Source organism: Streptomyces sp. NPDC034111 (assembly GCF_055575375.1).
This window is the reverse complement of sequence record NZ_JBVIST010000004.1, coordinates 460,159-477,342: the sequence shown is the minus strand read 5'-3', so window position 1 is coordinate 477,342 and position 17,184 is coordinate 460,159. Positions and strand designations below refer to the sequence as shown.

The following is a 17,184-nucleotide window of genomic DNA, read 5'->3' as shown; positions in this document are numbered from 1 at the left end:
CGGCCGGAGGGGACTGTCCGACCGCCCCCGTACTCTTGGGCGCGTGCAGGAACGCCACGTAGAACACGACGCCCCCCTCGCCCCGCTGACCACCTTCCGCCTCGGCGGCCCGGCGAGCCGCCTCGTCACGGCCACCACCGACGACGAGGTGATCGCCGCCGTCCGCGCGGCCGACGACGCCGGCACCCCGCTGCTGATCATCGGCGGCGGCAGCAACCTCGTCATCGGCGACAAGGGCTTCGACGGCACCGCCCTGCGCATCGCCACCAGCGGCTTCACGCTCGACGGCACGGCGCTGGAGCTCGCCGCCGGCGAGAACTGGTCCGAGGCGGTCGCCCGTACGGTCGAGGCCGGACTGGCCGGCATCGAGTGCCTGGCCGGCATCCCCGGCTCGGCGGGCGCCACCCCGATCCAGAACGTGGGCGCGTACGGCCAGGAGGTCTCCGCCACGATCACCGAGGTGGTCGCCTACGACCGCCGGTCCGGCGAGACGGTCACGCTCCTTGGCGAGGAGTGCGGCTTCTCCTACCGCCACAGCCGTTTCAAGGCCCACCCCGACCGGTTCGTGGTGCTGCGGGTGCGCTTCGCCCTGGAGGACGCCGGCGGGCTCTCCGCGCCCCTGAAGTACGCCGAGACCGCCCGCGCCCTCGGCGTCGAGCCCGGGGACCGGGTCCCGGCCGCCGTCGCCAGGGAAACCGTCCTGGCCCTGCGCGCGGGCAAGGGCATGGTGCTCGACGCGGCGGACCACGACACCTGGTCGGCCGGCTCCTTCTTCACCAACCCGATCCTCACCGAGGCCGAGCACGCCGCCTTCCTGGAGCGCGTCCGGGAGCGCCTGGGCCCCGAGGTCGCCCCGCCGGCCTTCCCGGCCGGTGACGGCCTGGTGAAGACCTCGGCGGCCTGGCTCATCGACCGGGCCGGCTTCACCAAGGGCTACGGCAGTGGCCCGGCCCGTATCTCCACCAAGCACACCCTCGCGCTCACCAACCGCGGCACGGCCACCACCGAGGACCTGCTCGCCCTGGCCCGCGAGGTCCGTGACGGCGTCCACGCGGCCTTCGGCATCACCCTCGTCAACGAACCGGTGACGGTCGGCGTCAGCCTCTAGCCACCCCGCCCGGCCGCACCGCCCAGGCACGCCGCTCAGGGCCCCAGGCGCGCCGCTCAGGGCCTACGAGGCCAGCCAGGCGTCGATCTCCGCCAGCAGCCGCTGCTGCTCGTCCTCGGGCGCGCGTGAGCCGCGGACCGACTGGCGGGCCAGCTCGGCCAGTTCGGCATCGGTGAAGCCGTGCGTGGTGCGGGCGATCTCGTACTGCGCGGCCAGCCGGGCGCCGAACAGCAGCGGGTCGTCCGCGCCCAGCGCCATCGGCACCCCGGCGTCGAAGAGCGTCCGCAGCGGCACGTCCTCGGGCTTCTCGTAGACCCCCAGCGCCACGTTCGACGTCGGGCAGACCTCGCAGGTCACCCCGCGCGCGGCCAGCCGGCGCAGCAGTACGGGGTCCTCCGCGGCCCGTACGCCGTGCCCCACCCGCCCGGCGTGCAGATCGTCCAGACAGTCCCGGACGCTGGCCGGCCCCGACAGCTCACCGCCGTGCGGCGCCGCCAGCAGCCCGCCCTCCCGGGCGATGGCGAAGGCGCGGTCGAAGTCCCGGGCGAACCCCCGGCGTTCGTCGTTGGAGAGCCCGAAGCCGACCACGCCCTGGTCCGCGTAGCGCACCGCGAGCCGCGCCAGCGTACGGGCGTCCAGCGGGTGCTTCATACGGTTCGCCGCGACCAGCACGCGGATGCCCAGACCGGTGTCGCGCGAGGCGCTGCGCACCGCGTCCAGGATGATCTCCAGCGCCGGGATCAGCCCGCCCAGCCGGGGGGCGTACGACGTCGGGTCGACCTGGATCTCCAGCCAGCGCGATCCGTCGCGGACGTCCTCCTCGGCGGCCTCGTGCACCAGCCGCTGGATGTCCTCGGGCGCGCGCAGACACGAGCGCGCGATGTCGTACAGCCGCTGGAAGCGGAACCAGCCGCGCTCGTCGGTGGCCCTCAGTCTGGGTGGTTCACCGCCCCGCAGGGCCTCCGGCAGATGGACGCCGTACTTGTCGGCGAGGTCCAGCAGGGTCGCGGACCGCATCGAGCCGGTGAAGTGCAGGTGCAGATGGGCCTTCGGCAGCCGGCGCAGGTCTCGCGCGGCGGCTCCGTCGCGGGCACGAATGCTCTCCATCTGAGGATCTTGCCGTATCGGGCGGCACGCCGGTAGGCCCTTTCCCGATGAGGTGTCCGGGAGAACGGATGAGCGGGCGGCCGGAATCCTCCGACCGCCCGCTCCGATCACCTACCGAAATGGGGAGGTGCCTACTTGGCCTCCGCCAGCAGCTTCTGGATCCGGGACACGCCCTCGACCAGGTCCTCATCGCCCAGCGCATAAGAAAGCCGCAGGTAGCCGGGGGTACCGAAGGCCTCACCCGGGACGACCGCGACCTCCGCCTCCTCCAGGATCAGCTCGGCCAGCTCGACGCTGCTCTGCGGGCGCTTGCCGCGGATCTCCTTGCCCAGGAGCTCCTTCACCGACGGGTAGGCGTAGAACGCGCCCTCCGGCTCCGGGCAGAGCACCCCTTCGATCTCGTTGAGCATCCGCACGATGGTCCTGCGGCGCCGGTCGAAGGCGACCTTCATCTCCTCGACGGCCGCGAGGTCACCGGAGACCGCCGCGATGGCCGCGGCCTGCGCGACGTTGGAGACGTTGGAGGTGGCGTGCGACTGGAGGTTCGCGGCGGCCTTGATGACGTCCTTGGGACCGATCGCCCAGCCCACCCGCCAGCCGGTCATCGCGTACGTCTTCGCCACGCCGTTGACGATGATGCACTTGTCGCGCAGCTCCGGCACGACCACCGGCAGTGACGAGAATGCGGCGTCGCCGTAGACCAGGTGCTCGTAGATCTCGTCGGTCAGCACCCACAGGCCGTGCTCGGCGGCCCAGCGGCCGACCGCCTCGACCTGCTCGCGGGTGTAGACCGCGCCGGTCGGGTTCGACGGGGAGACGAACAGCAGCACCTTGGTGCGCTCCGTACGGGCCGCCTCCAGCTGCTCCACGCTCACGCGGTAGCCGGTGGTCTCGTCGGCGACAACCTCGACCGGCACACCGCCCGCGAGCCGGATCGACTCGGGGTAGGTGGTCCAGTACGGCGCCGGGACGATGACCTCGTCGCCCGGGTCCAGGATCGCCGCGAACGCCTCGTAGATGGCCTGCTTGCCGCCGTTCGTCACCAGGACGTTCGCGGGCTCGATCTCGTAGCCGGAGTCACGCAGCGTCTTCGCGGCGATCGCGGACTTCAGCTCGGGGAGGCCGCCGGCCGGGGTGTAGCGGTGGTACTTCGGGTTGCGGCAGGCCTCGATCGCCGCCTCGACGATGTAGTCGGGCGTGGGGAAGTCGGGCTCACCGGCGCCGAAGCCGATCACCGGGCGTCCGGCGGCCTTGAGGGCCTTCGCCTTGGCGTCGACGGCGAGGGTCGCGGACTCGGAGATCGAGCCGACGCGGGCCGAGACCCGGCGGTCGGTGGGGGACGGTACGGGAGGGGTTGCAGCGCTCATAGATGCATCGTTGCAGACCCCTCACGAGCCCGGCACACGGGTTTGCGGGGCGTCACCGGGACAATCCTGTTCGACGCCCGGCCCGGAAACACGTACACTCGCTGACCGTTGGCTCCTAACAGGTCGCCGCGACGAACGCACGTAGTGCAGTCGGCCGCATGCGGTAGGTTGGGGGAACCACAAAGGGTCGTAGCTCAATTGGTAGAGCACTGGTCTCCAAAACCAGCGGTTGGGGGTTCAAGTCCCTCCGGCCCTGCTACACGCACTCTCACCGCAGTGCGTGCACGCGTACGTATGCACCGCCGTGCGGCTCCACCGGGCGCGGCACGGCCACGACCCGGATTCAGGTGAGGACGAGTGACGGACGCCCTGGGCTCCATCGACATGCCTGAGCGCGGTCGCTCCGAGGACGAGACCGCGGCGGACCGGAAGAAGCCCCGTCGTGGCGGCAAGCGCGGCAAGAAGGGCCCCTTCGCTCGTCTCGCGCTCTTTTACCGTCAGGTCATCGCGGAACTCCGCAAGGTCGTCTGGCCCTCGCGCAACCAGCTGTCGACGTACACCAGTGTGGTGATCGTCTTCGTTGTCATCATCATCGGTCTCGTAACCGTGATTGACTTGGGACTCAACCGAGTCGTCGGGTACGTCTTCGGCTGATCCCGCGGAGGGCGCCTGCGCGGGCGCCCATTTCGCATGTTCAACCCCTTGAAGCCAGGAAGAAGCAGCCACCGTGTCTGACCCGAACCTGAACGACGCCGCCGAATCCGTCGAGGCGGCAGAGGCTGACGTTGACGCGGCTGCCTCGGCCGAGGTCGAGGGCGACGACACCTCGGTTGAGATCGTCGAGAACGCCGACAACGTCGATGAGCTCGACGCCGAGGACGCTGCCGCCGGCGAGCCCGCCGAAGAGGCCGCGGTGAACGTCGAGGAGGAGGCCGAGGCCACCGCCGAGGTCGCCGAGGACGAGTCCGCAGAGGAGCAGGAGCCGGTCGACCCGGTCGCTGCCCTCCGCGACGAACTGCGTGGCCTGCCCGGTGAGTGGTACGTCATCCACACCTACGCGGGCTACGAGAACCGTGTGAAGACCAACCTTGAGCAGCGCGCCGTCTCGCTGAACGTCGAGGACTACATCTTCCAGGCCGAGGTGCCGCAGGAAGAGGTCGTCCAGATCAAGAACGGCGACCGCCGTACCGTCCGCCAGAACAAGCTCCCGGGCTATGTGCTCGTGCGCATGGATCTGACGAACGAGTCGTGGGGCGTCGTCCGCAACACGCCGGGTGTCACCGGCTTCGTCGGCAACGCCTACGACCCGTACCCGCTGACGCTGGACGAGATCGTCAAGATGCTCGCCCCGGAGGCCGAGGAGAAGGCCGCCAAGGAGGCCGCCGCGGCCGAGGGCAAGCCGGCGCCGTCCCGCAAGGTCGAGGTCCAGGTGCTGGACTTCGAGGTGGGCGACTCGGTCACCGTCACCGACGGTCCGTTCGCGACGCTCCAGGCCACGATCAACGAGATCAACGCCGACTCGAAGAAGGTCAAGGGCCTGGTCGAGATCTTCGGCCGGGAGACCCCGGTCGAGCTGTCCTTCGACCAGATCCAGAAGAACTGATCGAGCAGATCTGATCCGGAAGGGCCGCGGTCCTTCCGGACAACCAGCTACCGAACAGGTCAGACGGGCTGAATGCCGGTCTGACCTGCTCGGTTTTTGGCCGCGCGAGGATACCCGTTATCGTTGTGCGGTATGCCTCCATCCGGATGACCGGGTGGATCGGCGAAATACCTCTCACTAGGACCCGGAGAGAGCATGCCTCCCAAGAAGAAGAAGGTCACGGGGCTTATCAAGCTCCAGATCCAGGCCGGTGCCGCAAACCCGGCTCCGCCGGTCGGCCCCGCGCTGGGTCAGCACGGCGTCAACATCATGGAGTTCTGCAAGGCCTACAACGCCGCGACCGAGTCGCAGCGTGGCATGGTCGTGCCGGTGGAGATCACGGTCTACGAGGACCGTTCCTTCACCTTCGTCACCAAGACCCCGCCGGCCGCGAAGCTCATCCTGAAGGCCGCGGGCGTGGAGAAGGGCTCCGGCGAGCCGCACAAGACCAAGGTCGCCAAGATCACCCGCGACCAGGTCCGTGACATCGCCACCACCAAGATGCCCGACCTGAACGCCAACGACCTGGACGCCGCCGAGAAGATCATCGCCGGCACCGCCCGCTCCATGGGCATCACGGTCGAGGGCTGATCCCAGCCCTACAGGCACCCCGTGGCAGGACCAGGCGCTGGTCCGCACCACGACTCCACCCCACTGCATCAGGAGCAGAAGTGAAGCGCAGCAAGACTCTTCGCAACGCGGACGCGAAGATCGACCGGGAGCGTCTGTACGCCCCCCTCGAGGCCGTCCGTCTCGCCAAGGACACCGCCTCCGTCAAGTTCGACGCGACCGTCGAGGTTGCCATGCGTCTGGGTGTCGACCCGCGCAAGGCCGACCAGATGGTCCGTGGCACCGTGAACCTCCCGCACGGCACCGGTAAGACCGCCCGGGTCCTGGTCTTCGCGACCGGTGACCGTGCTGCGGCCGCGGAAGCCGCCGGCGCCGACATCGTCGGCTCGGACGAACTGATCGACGAGGTCTCCAAGGGCCGTCTGGACTTCGACGCCGTCGTCGCCACCCCGGACCTCATGGGCAAGGTCGGCCGCCTCGGCCGCGTGCTCGGTCCCCGTGGTCTGATGCCGAACCCGAAGACCGGCACCGTCACCCCGGATGTCGCCAAGGCTGTCACCGACATCAAGGGCGGCAAGATCGAGTTCCGCGTGGACAAGCACGCGAACCTCCACTTCATCATCGGCAAGGTCTCCTTCGACGAGACCAAGCTGGTGGAGAACTACGCCGCGGCGCTCGAGGAGATCAACCGCCTCAAGCCGTCCGCCGCCAAGGGCCGTTACATCAAGAAGGCCACCATCACCACCACGATGGGCCCTGGCATCCCGGTGGACGCCAACCGCACCCGCAACCTCCTCGTCGAGGACGAGGCCGTCTGATCTCCCTGATCGACGCCTCGTAGCGCGTAGCTACCGTCAGGCCCCGTTTTCCGTACGGAGAACGGGGCCTGACGCATGCGGTGTCACCCATCTGGTCTAGAGTCACCCCGAGGTCCGTAAGGAAGATCTAAAGGGGGAGCCTCAGTGCGCAGCACGCGTATCGCCGCCGTCGTGGCGGGAGTTGTCATGGTGGCCGGTCTGACGGCCTGTAACGGCAAGACCGACAACGCCGGCGGGAGCGGCGGGGGTTCGGGATCGGACTCACACCAGTCTCCGCTGGAGGCGGCGCTGGCGTCGCTGAAGCAGGCCTCTCAGCAGACGGACGGCAAGAAGTCCGCGAAGGTCGACGGCACGGTCAAGAACGCCACCTCCACCCAGACGATGAAGGGTGCGATGGACTGGTCCCAGGGCATGCGGATGACCGTCGACATCACGCAGTCCGCCGGGGCGATGGCCGGCAAGCCGATGAAGGCGCTGTACACGCCGGACGCGATGTACATGAACATGGGCATGCCGATGGGCGGCAAGACCTGGATCAAGTACGACTACGACGCCCTGGCGAAGAAGATGGGCCCGAGCGGCGCGCTGCTCAAGGACCAGATGAACAACAACAACCCGAACCGCGCGATGCAGCTGCTGATCGCCTCGGGCAAGGTCAAGGAAGCCGGCAAGGAGGACGTCCGCGGCGTCCAGGCGACCCACTACACGGGCACCCTCTCGGTGTCCGAGCTGACGCGGATGCAGTCCAAGGACATCAGCGAGTCGGACATGCAGGCGCTGGAGCAGCAGCTGAAGCAGTCCGGCGCGAAGAACGAGACCATCGACCTGTGGATCAGCTCGGACAACCTGCTGGTCAAGAAGCGCGAGCAGATGACCGGAGGCTCGGTCGCGTACGACTCGACGGTCTTCTACTCGGACTACGGCACCAAGGTCACCGTCACGGAGCCGTCGGCCGGTGACACGGTGGACTTCGACAAGGTCGGCAAGCAGTAAGTGAGCCGCTGAACGGCGGGCGGGGGGCGCGGCCGGCGCCCCCCGTCGGCCGATTTGCCTGACGCGGGTCGCTCCCGTACCGTATCCGGGAAGCCAAAGACCGCTGGTTGTCTCTGCGCGTCCGTATCGCGGGCGTGTGGTGGCCGAAGGATCCGCTAGCTGCGGACGGCCTGCGCAGGTGAATGAGGAAGAACTCCCGGGTACATGCCTGGTTGAGTCTCGCCCCGTGCGCCTGCGCCGGGGCGTTTGTTTTGCCCAGCCCCTTCTGCGCGGTCCTCATCACCCGGAAGGAGGCCGAGGCTCATGGCGACGTCCGACAAGATCGCAGCTGTTGAGGAGATCACGGAGAAGCTCCGTAACTCCAACGCAGCTGTTGTGACCTCTTACACCGGACTGACTGTGGCGCAGCTCAAGCAGCTGCGTCGTTCGCTCGGCGAGAACGCTCAGTACCGTGTGGTGAAGAACACGCTGACCAAGATCGCGGCCAATGAGGCCGGGATTCAGCTGGACGAGCACCTCAGTGGCTCGACGGCTGTCGCCTTTGTGACCGGTGACCCGGTCGAGGCGGCGAAGGGTCTTCGTGACTTCGCCAAGGAGAACCCCTCTCTCGTCATCAAGGGCGGTGTCCTTGACGGCAAGGCGCTGTCCGCCGACGAGATCAAGAAGCTTGCGGACCTCGAGTCCCGCGAGGTTCTGCTCGCCAAGCTGGCGGGCGCCATGAAGGGCAAGCAGTCCCAGGCTGCCGCGCTCTTCCAGGCGCTTCCCTCGAAGTTCGTCCGCACCGCGGAGGCGCTTCGTGCCAAGCAGGCCGAGCAGGGCGGTGCCGAGTAATTCGGCTCGCACATTGGTCGCTCTCGCCTAGTCACGTCTAGGCGGAGAGGCCACAGCGGGCCCGACGTACGCCCGCCTCACATGTACATCCGGCACCAGCCGAATTAGTGGAAGGACCGCCCATCATGGCGAAGCTCAGCCAGGAAGACCTGCTCGCGCAGTTCGAGGAGATGACCCTCATCGAGCTCTCCGAGTTCGTGAAGGCGTTCGAGGAGAAGTTCGACGTCACCGCTGCCGCCCCGGCCGCCGTCGTCGCCGCCGGTGCCCCGGGTGCCCCGGCCGCCGCCGCCGAGGAGGAGAAGGACGAGTTCGACGTCATCCTCACCGGTGCCGGCGACAAGAAGATCCAGGTCATCAAGGTCGTGCGTGAGCTGACCTCCCTGGGCCTGAAGGAGGCCAAGGACCTCGTGGACGGCACCCCGAAGCCGGTCCTGGAGAAGGTCGCCAAGGACGCCGCCGAGAAGGCCGCCGAGTCCCTCAAGGGCGCCGGCGCCTCCGTCGAGGTCAAGTGACCCCGCTGAGTCTCTGACTCACGTCCGCAGCACCTGAGGTGTAACGGACACCAAGCCAAGGGCGATCACCCATGCGGGTGGTCGCCCTTCGGCGTGCTCGCCACGGCTGCATTGCCCCGCGCCGGAGTGCGAGTATGGTGATCTTCGTTGCCCGGACCTGCTCCCATGTGACGATCTCGCAGAGGTGGGGGGCCTTGACGAACCGGACGCGGCGCGCAATTCTCGGGACGCGACGCAGAAGCGATCCAGGGTTCGAGGCATGGATCGCCGACGAAGAGGGAAGCATCGGTGTGCGCCACCACTGGCGCAGGGCTTTCGGCAGGCGCAGGGCATTGAGAAGAACAACGAGGGGATCCTCCGCCGCGGAGGATGCGAACTCCCGGAGGGAGAAGATCGGTATCACGGTGCTGAACCGGTCTTCGGAAACTCGCTCTGGACATCAGTGGGCCTTGTGGCTACACTGACCCTTTGCGCTGCCTGTTAGCTGCTCCCTGCCCGTCACCAGGGGCATATCCGAGCCCGAGCAAAGCTGGATGATCCGCCCTGACCTGGGCTTTCCCTCAGTCTGCTCGATTCGGGACCGGTACGCGCGTAGTGAGTCCGAGCCCTCGGAAGGACCCCCTCTTGGCCGCCTCGCGCAACGCCTCGACTGCCAATACGAACAACGGCGACAGCACCGCCCCGCTGCGCATCTCCTTTGCGAAGATCAAGGAGCCCCTCGGGGTTCCGAACCTCCTTGCGCTGCAGACCGAAAGCTTCGACTGGCTGCTCGGCAATGCCGCATGGAAGGGTCGCGTCGAGGCTGCGCTGGAGAGTGGGCAGGAAGTCCCCACCAAGTCCGGTCTCGAAGAGATCTTCGAAGAGATCTCCCCGATCGAAGACTTCTCCGGGTCGATGTCGCTGACGTTCCGCGACCACCGCTTCGAGCCCCCGAAGAACTCCATCGACGAGTGCAAGGAGCGCGACTTCACGTACGCCGCCCCGCTCTTCGTCACCGCCGAGTTCACCAACAACGAGACCGGCGAGATCAAGTCCCAGACGGTCTTCATGGGCGACTTCCCGCTCATGACCAACAAGGGCACCTTCTGCATCAACGGCACCGAGCGTGTCGTCGTCTCGCAGCTGGTCCGCTCGCCGGGCGTCTACTTCGACAGCTCCATCGACAAGACGTCCGACAAGGACATCTTCTCGGCCAAGATCATCCCGTCCCGGGGTGCCTGGCTGGAGATGGAGATCGACAAGCGCGACATGGTCGGTGTCCGTATCGACCGCAAGCGCAAGCAGTCCGTCACCGTCCTGCTCAAGGCGCTCGGCTGGACCACCGAGCAGATCCTCGAGGAGTTCGGCGAGTACGAGTCCATGCGCGCCACCCTGGAGAAGGACCACACCCAGGGTCAGGACGACGCGCTGCTCGACATCTACCGCAAGCTGCGTCCGGGCGAGCCGCCGACCCGCGAGGCCGCGCAGACGCTGCTCGAGAACCTGTACTTCAACCCCAAGCGCTACGACCTCGCCAAGGTCGGCCGCTACAAGGTCAACAAGAAGCTCGGTGGCGACGAGCCGCTCGACGCCGGTGTGCTCACCACCGACGACATCATCGCCACGATCAAGTACCTGGTGAAGCTGCACGCCGGCGAGACCGAGACGATCGGCGAGAACGGCAACACGATCGTCGTCGAGACCGACGACATCGACCACTTCGGCAACCGTCGTCTGCGCAACGTCGGCGAGCTCATCCAGAACCAGGTCCGCACGGGTCTGGCTCGTATGGAGCGCGTCGTGCGTGAGCGCATGACCACCCAGGACGTCGAGGCGATCACGCCGCAGACCCTGATCAACATCCGGCCGGTCGTCGCCTCCATCAAGGAGTTCTTCGGCACCAGCCAGCTGTCCCAGTTCATGGACCAGACCAACCCGCTGTCGGGTCTGACCCACAAGCGCCGTCTGTCGGCGCTGGGCCCGGGTGGTCTCTCCCGTGAGCGGGCCGGCCTCGACGTCCGTGACGTGCACCCGTCGCACTACGGCCGCATGTGCCCGATCGAGACCCCTGAAGGTCCCAACATCGGTCTGATCGGCTCGCTCGCGTCCTACGGCCGTGTGAACGTCTTCGGCTTCATCGAGACGCCGTACCGCAAGGTCGTCGACGGCCAGGTCACGGAGGAGGTGGACTACCTCACCGCTGACGAGGAGGACCGCTTCCTGATCGCCCAGGCGAACGCGAAGCTCTCCGACGACATGCGGTTCTCCGAGCAGCGTGTCCTGGTCCGTCGCCGTGGTGGCGAGGTCGACCTCGTCCCCGCCGACGAGGTGGACTTCATGGACGTCTCGCCGCGCCAGATGGTGTCGGCCGCGACCGCCATGATCCCGTTCCTCGAGCACGACGACGCCAACCGCGCGCTCATGGGATCGAACATGATGCGCCAGGCCGTTCCGCTGATCAAGGCGGAGTCGCCGCTGGTCGGCACCGGCATGGAGTACCGCTGTGCGGTCGACGCCGGTGACGTCATCAAGGCGGAGAAGGACGGTGTGGTCCAGGAGGTCTCCGCGGACTACATCACCGTCGCCAACGACGACGGCACGTACACCACGTACCGCGTCGCCAAGTTCACCCGCTCCAACCAGGGCACCTCCTTCAACCAGAAGGTCGTCGTGGACGAGGGCGCGCGGGTCGTCGAGGGCCAGGTCCTCGCCGACGGTCCGTCCACGGACCAGGGCGAGATGGCGCTCGGCAAGAACCTGCTCGTCGCGTTCATGCCGTGGGAGGGCCACAACTACGAGGACGCGATCATCCTGTCGCAGCGCCTCGTGCAGGACGACGTCCTCTCCTCGATCCACATCGAGGAGCACGAGGTCGACGCCCGTGACACCAAGCTCGGCCCCGAGGAGATCACCCGGGACATCCCGAACGTCTCCGAGGAGGTCCTCTCCGACCTCGACGAGCGCGGCATCATCCGTATCGGTGCCGAGGTCGTCGCCGGCGACATCCTCGTCGGCAAGGTCACGCCCAAGGGTGAGACCGAGCTGACCCCCGAGGAGCGCCTGCTCCGCGCGATCTTCGGTGAGAAGGCGCGCGAGGTGCGCGACACCTCGCTGAAGGTGCCGCACGGTGAGATCGGCAAGGTCATCGGCGTCCGCGTCTTCGACCGCGAAGAGGGCGACGAGCTGCCCCCGGGCGTGAACCAGCTGGTCCGCGTCTACGTCGCCCAGAAGCGCAAGATCACCGACGGTGACAAGCTCGCCGGCCGTCACGGCAACAAGGGCGTCATCTCGAAGATCCTGCCGGTCGAGGACATGCCGTTCCTGGAGGACGGCACCCCGGTCGACATCATCCTCAACCCGCTGGGTGTCCCGTCCCGAATGAACCCGGGACAGGTCCTGGAGATCCACCTCGGCTGGCTCGCCAGCCAGGGCTGGAAGGTCGAGGGCAACGAGGACTGGCAGCAGCGTCTCCAGGCGATCGGCGCCGACGACGTCGCGCCGCGCACCAACGTCGCGACCCCGGTCTTCGACGGTGCGCGCGAGGACGAGCTGGCGGGTCTCTTCGACTCGACGCTCCCCAACCGCGACGGCGAGCGGATGGTCAAGGGCTCCGGCAAGGCGCAGCTGTTCGACGGCCGCTCCGGTGAGCCGTTCCCGGACCCGATCTCGGTCGGGTACATGTACATCCTCAAGCTGCACCACCTGGTCGACGACAAGCTGCACGCGCGTTCGACCGGTCCGTACTCGATGATCACCCAGCAGCCGCTGGGTGGTAAGGCTCAGTTCGGTGGTCAGCGGTTCGGTGAGATGGAGGTGTGGGCGCTGGAGGCTTACGGCGCCGCATACGCCCTCCAGGAGCTGCTGACGATCAAGTCCGACGACGTGACCGGCCGCGTGAAGGTCTACGAGGCCATCGTCAAGGGCGAGAACATCCCCGAGCCCGGCATTCCCGAGTCCTTCAAGGTGCTCATCAAGGAAATGCAGTCCCTGTGCCTCAACGTGGAGGTGCTGTCCTCGGACGGCATGTCCATCGAGATGCGCGACACCGACGAGGACGTCTTCCGCGCAGCGGAGGAGCTCGGCATCGACCTGTCCCGGCGCGAGCCGAGCAGCGTCGAAGAGGTCTGACGGGTCTGGTCGGGACCGCCTCGTGCAGAGGAGGTCCCGGCCCCGCCCCGGACCCCGTACAGACCATAGAGACACGACCCTGAGAGGGATTGACGCATAGTGCTCGACGTCAACTTCTTCGACGAGCTGCGGATCGGCCTTGCCACCGCTGACGACATCCGTCAGTGGTCCCACGGCGAGGTCAAGAAGCCGGAGACCATCAACTACCGCACCCTCAAGCCCGAAAAGGACGGACTCTTCTGCGAGAAGATCTTCGGTCCGACCCGGGATTGGGAGTGCTACTGCGGTAAGTACAAGCGCGTCCGCTTCAAGGGCATCATCTGCGAGCGCTGCGGCGTCGAGGTCACTCGCGCCAAGGTGCGACGTGAGCGGATGGGCCACATCGAGCTGGCCGCTCCCGTTACCCACATCTGGTACTTCAAGGGCGTGCCGAGCCGGCTGGGCTACCTGCTGGACCTCGCGCCCAAGGACCTCGAGAAGGTCATCTACTTCGCCGCCTACATGATCACGTGGGTGGACGAGGAGCGCCGTACGCGCGACCTGCCCTCGCTGGAGGCCCATGTCTCCGTCGAGCGTCAGCAGATCGAGCAGCGCCGTGACTCCGACCTGGAGGCCCGCGCCAAGAAGCTCGAGACCGACCTGGCCGAGCTGGAGGCCGAGGGCGCCAAGGCGGACGTGCGCCGCAAGGTGCGCGAGGGTGCCGAGCGCGAGATGAAGCAGCTGCGTGACCGTGCGCAGCGCGAGATCGACCGTCTCGACGAGGTCTGGAACCGCTTCAAGAACCTCAAGGTCCAGGACCTGGAGGGCGACGAGCTGCTCTACCGCGAGCTGCGGGACCGCTTCGGCACGTACTTCGACGGTTCGATGGGTGCCGCTGCGCTGCAGAAGCGCCTGGAGACCTTCGACCTCGAGGAGGAGGCCGAGCGCCTCCGCGAGATCATCCGTACCGGCAAGGGCCAGAAGAAGACCCGTGCGCTCAAGCGCCTCAAGGTCGTCTCCGCCTTCCTGCAGACCCGCAACAGCCCCAAGGGCATGGTGCTGGACTGCATCCCGGTGATCCCGCCGGACCTGCGTCCGATGGTGCAGCTGGACGGTGGCCGCTTCGCGACCTCCGACCTGAACGACCTGTACCGCCGTGTGATCAACCGCAACAACCGCCTGAAGCGGCTTCTCGACCTCGGCGCGCCCGAGATCATCGTGAACAACGAGAAGCGCATGCTCCAGGAGGCCGTCGACGCGCTCTTCGACAACGGCCGCCGCGGCCGCCCGGTCACGGGTCCCGGCAACCGTCCGCTGAAGTCGCTGTCCGACATGCTCAAGGGCAAGCAGGGCCGCTTCCGTCAGAACCTGCTCGGTAAGCGAGTCGACTACTCGGCGCGTTCCGTCATCGTCGTCGGCCCCCAGCTCAAGCTGCACCAGTGCGGTCTGCCCAAGGCCATGGCGCTGGAGCTCTTCAAGCCGTTCGTGATGAAGCGCCTGGTGGACCTCAACCACGCGCAGAACATCAAGTCGGCGAAGCGCATGGTCGAGCGCGGCCGCACGGTCGTCTACGACGTGCTCGAAGAGGTCATCGCCGAGCACCCGGTGCTGCTGAACCGTGCGCCCACCCTGCACCGCCTCGGCATCCAGGCCTTCGAGCCGCAGCTGGTCGAGGGCAAGGCCATTCAGATTCACCCGCTCGTCTGCACCGCGTTCAACGCGGACTTCGACGGTGACCAGATGGCCGTCCACCTCCCGCTGTCCGCGGAGGCGCAGGCCGAGGCCCGCATCCTGATGCTGTCCTCGAACAACATCCTCAAGCCGGCCGACGGCCGTCCGGTCACCATGCCGACCCAGGACATGGTGCTCGGTCTCTTCTTCCTCACCACGGATGAAGAGGAGCGCGAGGTCAAGGGCGAGGGCCGGGCCTTCGGCTCGGTCGCCGAGGCGATCATGGCCTTCGACGCCCGCGAGCTCTCGCTCCAGGCGAAGGTCGACATCCGCTTCCCGATCGGTACGGTTCCGCCCCGCGGCTGGACCCCGCCGGTTCCGGAGGAGGGCGAGCCCGAGTGGCAGCAGGGTGACAGCTTCCGGCTGCGGACGACCCTGGGCCGTGCGCTCTTCAACGAGCTGCTGCCCGAGGACTACCCGTTCGTCGACTACTCGGTGGGCAAGAAGCAGCTCTCCGCGATCGTCAACGACCTGGCCGAGCGCTACCCGAAGGTCATCGTGGCGGCGACGCTCGACAACCTGAAGGCGGCCGGTTTCCACTGGGCGACCCGTTCCGGCGTCACCGTCGCCGTCTCGGACATCGTCGTGCCGGAGGCCAAGAAGGCCATCGTCGCGGGCTACGAGGCCCAGGACGAGAAGGTCCAGAAGCAGTACGAGCGCGGTCTGATCACCAAGGACGAGCGCACTCAGGAACTGATCAACATCTGGACCAAGGCGACCAACGAGGTCGCCGAGGCGATGAACGAGAACTTCCCCAAGACCAACCCCATCTTCATGATGGTTGACTCGGGTGCCCGAGGAAACATGATGCAGATGCGGCAGATCGCCGGTATGCGTGGTCTGGTGTCGAACGCGAAGAACGAGACCATCCCGCGTCCGATCAAGGCGTCGTTCCGCGAGGGTCTGTCCGTGCTGGAGTACTTCATCTCCACGCACGGTGCCCGTAAGGGTCTTGCGGACACCGCCCTTCGTACCGCCGACTCCGGTTACCTCACCCGTCGTCTGGTCGACGTCTCCCAGGACGTCATCATTCGCGAGGAGGACTGCGGCACCGAGCGTGGCCTCAAGCTGCGGATCGCCTCGAAGGGTGCGGACGGTGTGCTGCGCAAGGCGGACGACGTCGAGTCCAGCGTCTACGCCCGCATGCTGGCCGAGGACGTCGTCGTCGACGGCAAGGTCGTCGCCCCGGCGAACGTCGACCTCGGTGACGTGCTCATCGACGCGCTGGTCAACGCCGGCGTCGAGGAGGTCAAGACCCGCTCGGTCCTGACCTGTGAGTCCGCGGTCGGCACCTGTGCCTACTGCTACGGCCGTTCGCTGGCCACCGGCAAGCTGGTCGACATCGGTGAGGCGGTCGGCATCATCGCCGCCCAGTCCATCGGTGAGCCCGGCACCCAGCTGACGATGCGTACCTTCCACACCGGTGGTGTGGCCGGTGACGACATCACCCTGGGTCTGCCGCGTGTCGTCGAGCTCTTCGAGGCCCGTACGCCCAAGGGTGTCGCCCCGATCTCGGAGGCGGCCGGCCGCGTCCGGATCGAGGAGACCGAGAAGACCAAGAAGGTCATCGTCACGCCGGACGACGGCAGCGACGAGACGGCCTACGGCGTCTCCAAGCGTGCCCGTCTCCTGGTGGGCGAGGGCGATCACGTCCAGGTCGGCCAGCCGCTGACCGTGGGTGCGATCAACCCGCACGACGTGCTGCGGATCCTCGGCCAGCGTGCCGTCCAGGTCCACCTGGTCGGCGAGGTCCAGAAGGTCTACAACAGCCAGGGCGTGGCGATCCACGACAAGCACATCGAGATCATCATCCGGCAGATGCTGCGCCGTGTGACGATCATCGAGTCCGGCGACGCGGAGCTGCTGCCGGGCGAGCTCGTGGAGCGCACGAAGTTCGAGGGTGAGAACCGTCGGGTCGTGGCGGAAGGCGGCCACCCGGCCTCCGGCCGTCCGCAGCTGATGGGTATCACCAAGGCTTCGCTGGCCACCGAGTCCTGGCTGTCGGCGGCGTCCTTCCAGGAGACGACCAGGGTCCTGACCGACGCGGCGATCAACGCCAAGTCGGACTCCCTGATCGGCCTCAAGGAGAACGTCATCATCGGTAAGCTCATCCCGGCCGGTACGGGCCTGTCCCGCTACCGCAACATCCGGGTCGAGCCCACCGAAGAGGCCAAGGCCGCGATGTACTCGGCCGTCGGTTACGACGACATCGACTACTCGCCCTTCGGCACCGGCTCCGGCCAGGCGGTCCCGCTGGAGGACTACGACTACGGCCCGTACAACCAGTAATCCCGGTCCGTACGCAGCAACAGGGCGGCCATCCCTCACGGGGTGGCCGCCCTGCGGCATTGGTGGCCGCGCAGGGGAACTTGTGCTCCCATCTCTGCGTCTCTGATGAGAAGATGGGGAGAACTGTCGA

Annotated in this window: 12 protein-coding genes and 1 tRNA gene; 11 read left to right on the top strand and 2 right to left on the bottom strand. The window is 67.4% G+C overall.

Annotation, left to right across the window (positions count from 1 at the left end; genetic code table 11):
* Positions 1 to 43: 43 nt before the first annotated feature.
* Positions 44 to 1,108: a UDP-N-acetylmuramate dehydrogenase gene (locus tag ACZ55A_RS14245; protein ID WP_468838955.1), complete on the top strand. Its 1,065-nt coding sequence runs from the start codon at positions 44 to 46 to the stop codon at positions 1,106 to 1,108.
* Positions 1,109 to 1,171: 63 nt separating this feature from the next.
* Here ACZ55A_RS14245 and ACZ55A_RS14240 read toward each other — a convergent pair whose 3' ends face one another.
* Together ACZ55A_RS14240 and ACZ55A_RS14235 are read right to left on the bottom strand one after the other, a co-directional pair.
* Complete coding sequence (locus ACZ55A_RS14240) at positions 1,172 to 2,215, bottom strand: adenosine deaminase (RefSeq protein WP_468838952.1); 1,044 nt, start codon at positions 2,213 to 2,215, stop codon at positions 1,172 to 1,174.
* A gap of 131 nt (positions 2,216 to 2,346) precedes the next feature.
* A complete protein-coding gene (locus ACZ55A_RS14235; RefSeq protein WP_468838949.1) occupies positions 2,347 to 3,582 on the bottom strand; it encodes a pyridoxal phosphate-dependent aminotransferase in 1,236 nt (411 codons plus the stop codon).
* Positions 3,583 to 3,765: 183 nt separating this feature from the next.
* Here ACZ55A_RS14235 and ACZ55A_RS14230 point away from each other — a divergent pair.
* From ACZ55A_RS14230 to ACZ55A_RS14185, 10 genes are all read left to right on the top strand, one after another.
* Positions 3,766 to 3,838 (top strand) — tRNA-Trp (locus ACZ55A_RS14230).
* A gap of 101 nt (positions 3,839 to 3,939) precedes the next feature.
* The gene (secE, locus tag ACZ55A_RS14225) at positions 3,940 to 4,236 is read left to right on the top strand and encodes a preprotein translocase subunit SecE (RefSeq protein ID WP_468838946.1); all 297 of its coding nucleotides are present in this window, start codon (positions 3,940 to 3,942) and stop codon (positions 4,234 to 4,236) included.
* Positions 4,237 to 4,309: 73 nt separating this feature from the next.
* On the top strand, positions 4,310 to 5,185 hold the full coding sequence (gene nusG / locus ACZ55A_RS14220) for a transcription termination/antitermination protein NusG (RefSeq protein ID WP_468838943.1): 876 nt from the start codon (positions 4,310 to 4,312) through the stop codon (positions 5,183 to 5,185).
* A 195-nt stretch (positions 5,186 to 5,380) separates the two neighbouring features.
* On the top strand, positions 5,381 to 5,815 hold the full coding sequence (rplK, locus tag ACZ55A_RS14215; RefSeq protein WP_030412999.1) for a 50S ribosomal protein L11: 435 nt from the start codon (positions 5,381 to 5,383) through the stop codon (positions 5,813 to 5,815).
* Positions 5,816 to 5,895: 80 nt separating this feature from the next.
* The gene (rplA, locus tag ACZ55A_RS14210) at positions 5,896 to 6,612 is read left to right on the top strand and encodes a 50S ribosomal protein L1 (protein WP_468838939.1); all 717 of its coding nucleotides are present in this window, start codon (positions 5,896 to 5,898) and stop codon (positions 6,610 to 6,612) included.
* A gap of 144 nt (positions 6,613 to 6,756) precedes the next feature.
* On the top strand, positions 6,757 to 7,605 hold the full coding sequence (locus ACZ55A_RS14205; RefSeq protein WP_468838936.1) for an SCO4651 family lipoprotein: 849 nt from the start codon (positions 6,757 to 6,759) through the stop codon (positions 7,603 to 7,605).
* 303 nt (positions 7,606 to 7,908) lie between these two features.
* Complete coding sequence (gene rplJ, locus ACZ55A_RS14200; RefSeq protein WP_033269715.1) at positions 7,909 to 8,436, top strand: 50S ribosomal protein L10; 528 nt, start codon at positions 7,909 to 7,911, stop codon at positions 8,434 to 8,436.
* A gap of 125 nt (positions 8,437 to 8,561) precedes the next feature.
* Positions 8,562 to 8,948, top strand: coding sequence for a 50S ribosomal protein L7/L12 (rplL, locus tag ACZ55A_RS14195; RefSeq protein WP_468838933.1), 387 nt, complete (start codon positions 8,562 to 8,564; stop codon positions 8,946 to 8,948).
* A gap of 624 nt (positions 8,949 to 9,572) precedes the next feature.
* A complete protein-coding gene (rpoB, locus tag ACZ55A_RS14190) occupies positions 9,573 to 13,055 on the top strand; it encodes a DNA-directed RNA polymerase subunit beta (protein ID WP_468838930.1) in 3,483 nt (1,160 codons plus the stop codon).
* Between the two features lie 99 nt (positions 13,056 to 13,154).
* Positions 13,155 to 17,054, top strand: a complete 3,900-nt coding sequence (locus tag ACZ55A_RS14185) for a DNA-directed RNA polymerase subunit beta' (RefSeq protein WP_468838927.1) — start codon at positions 13,155 to 13,157, stop codon at positions 17,052 to 17,054.
* The last annotated feature ends 130 nt before the right edge of the window (positions 17,055 to 17,184 follow it).

Coding starts and splice junctions, on each gene's coding strand:
- ACZ55A_RS14240 (WP_468838952.1), bottom strand. CDS start 2,215: ATGGAGAGCATTCGTGCCCGCGACGGAGCCGCCGCGCGAGACCTGCGC.
- rplJ (WP_033269715.1), top strand. CDS start 7,909: ATGGCGACGTCCGACAAGATCGCAGCTGTTGAGGAGATCACGGAGAAG.
- rplK (WP_030412999.1), top strand. CDS start 5,381: ATGCCTCCCAAGAAGAAGAAGGTCACGGGGCTTATCAAGCTCCAGATC.
- ACZ55A_RS14235 (WP_468838949.1), bottom strand. CDS start 3,582: ATGAGCGCTGCAACCCCTCCCGTACCGTCCCCCACCGACCGCCGGGTC.
- rplL (WP_468838933.1), top strand. CDS start 8,562: ATGGCGAAGCTCAGCCAGGAAGACCTGCTCGCGCAGTTCGAGGAGATG.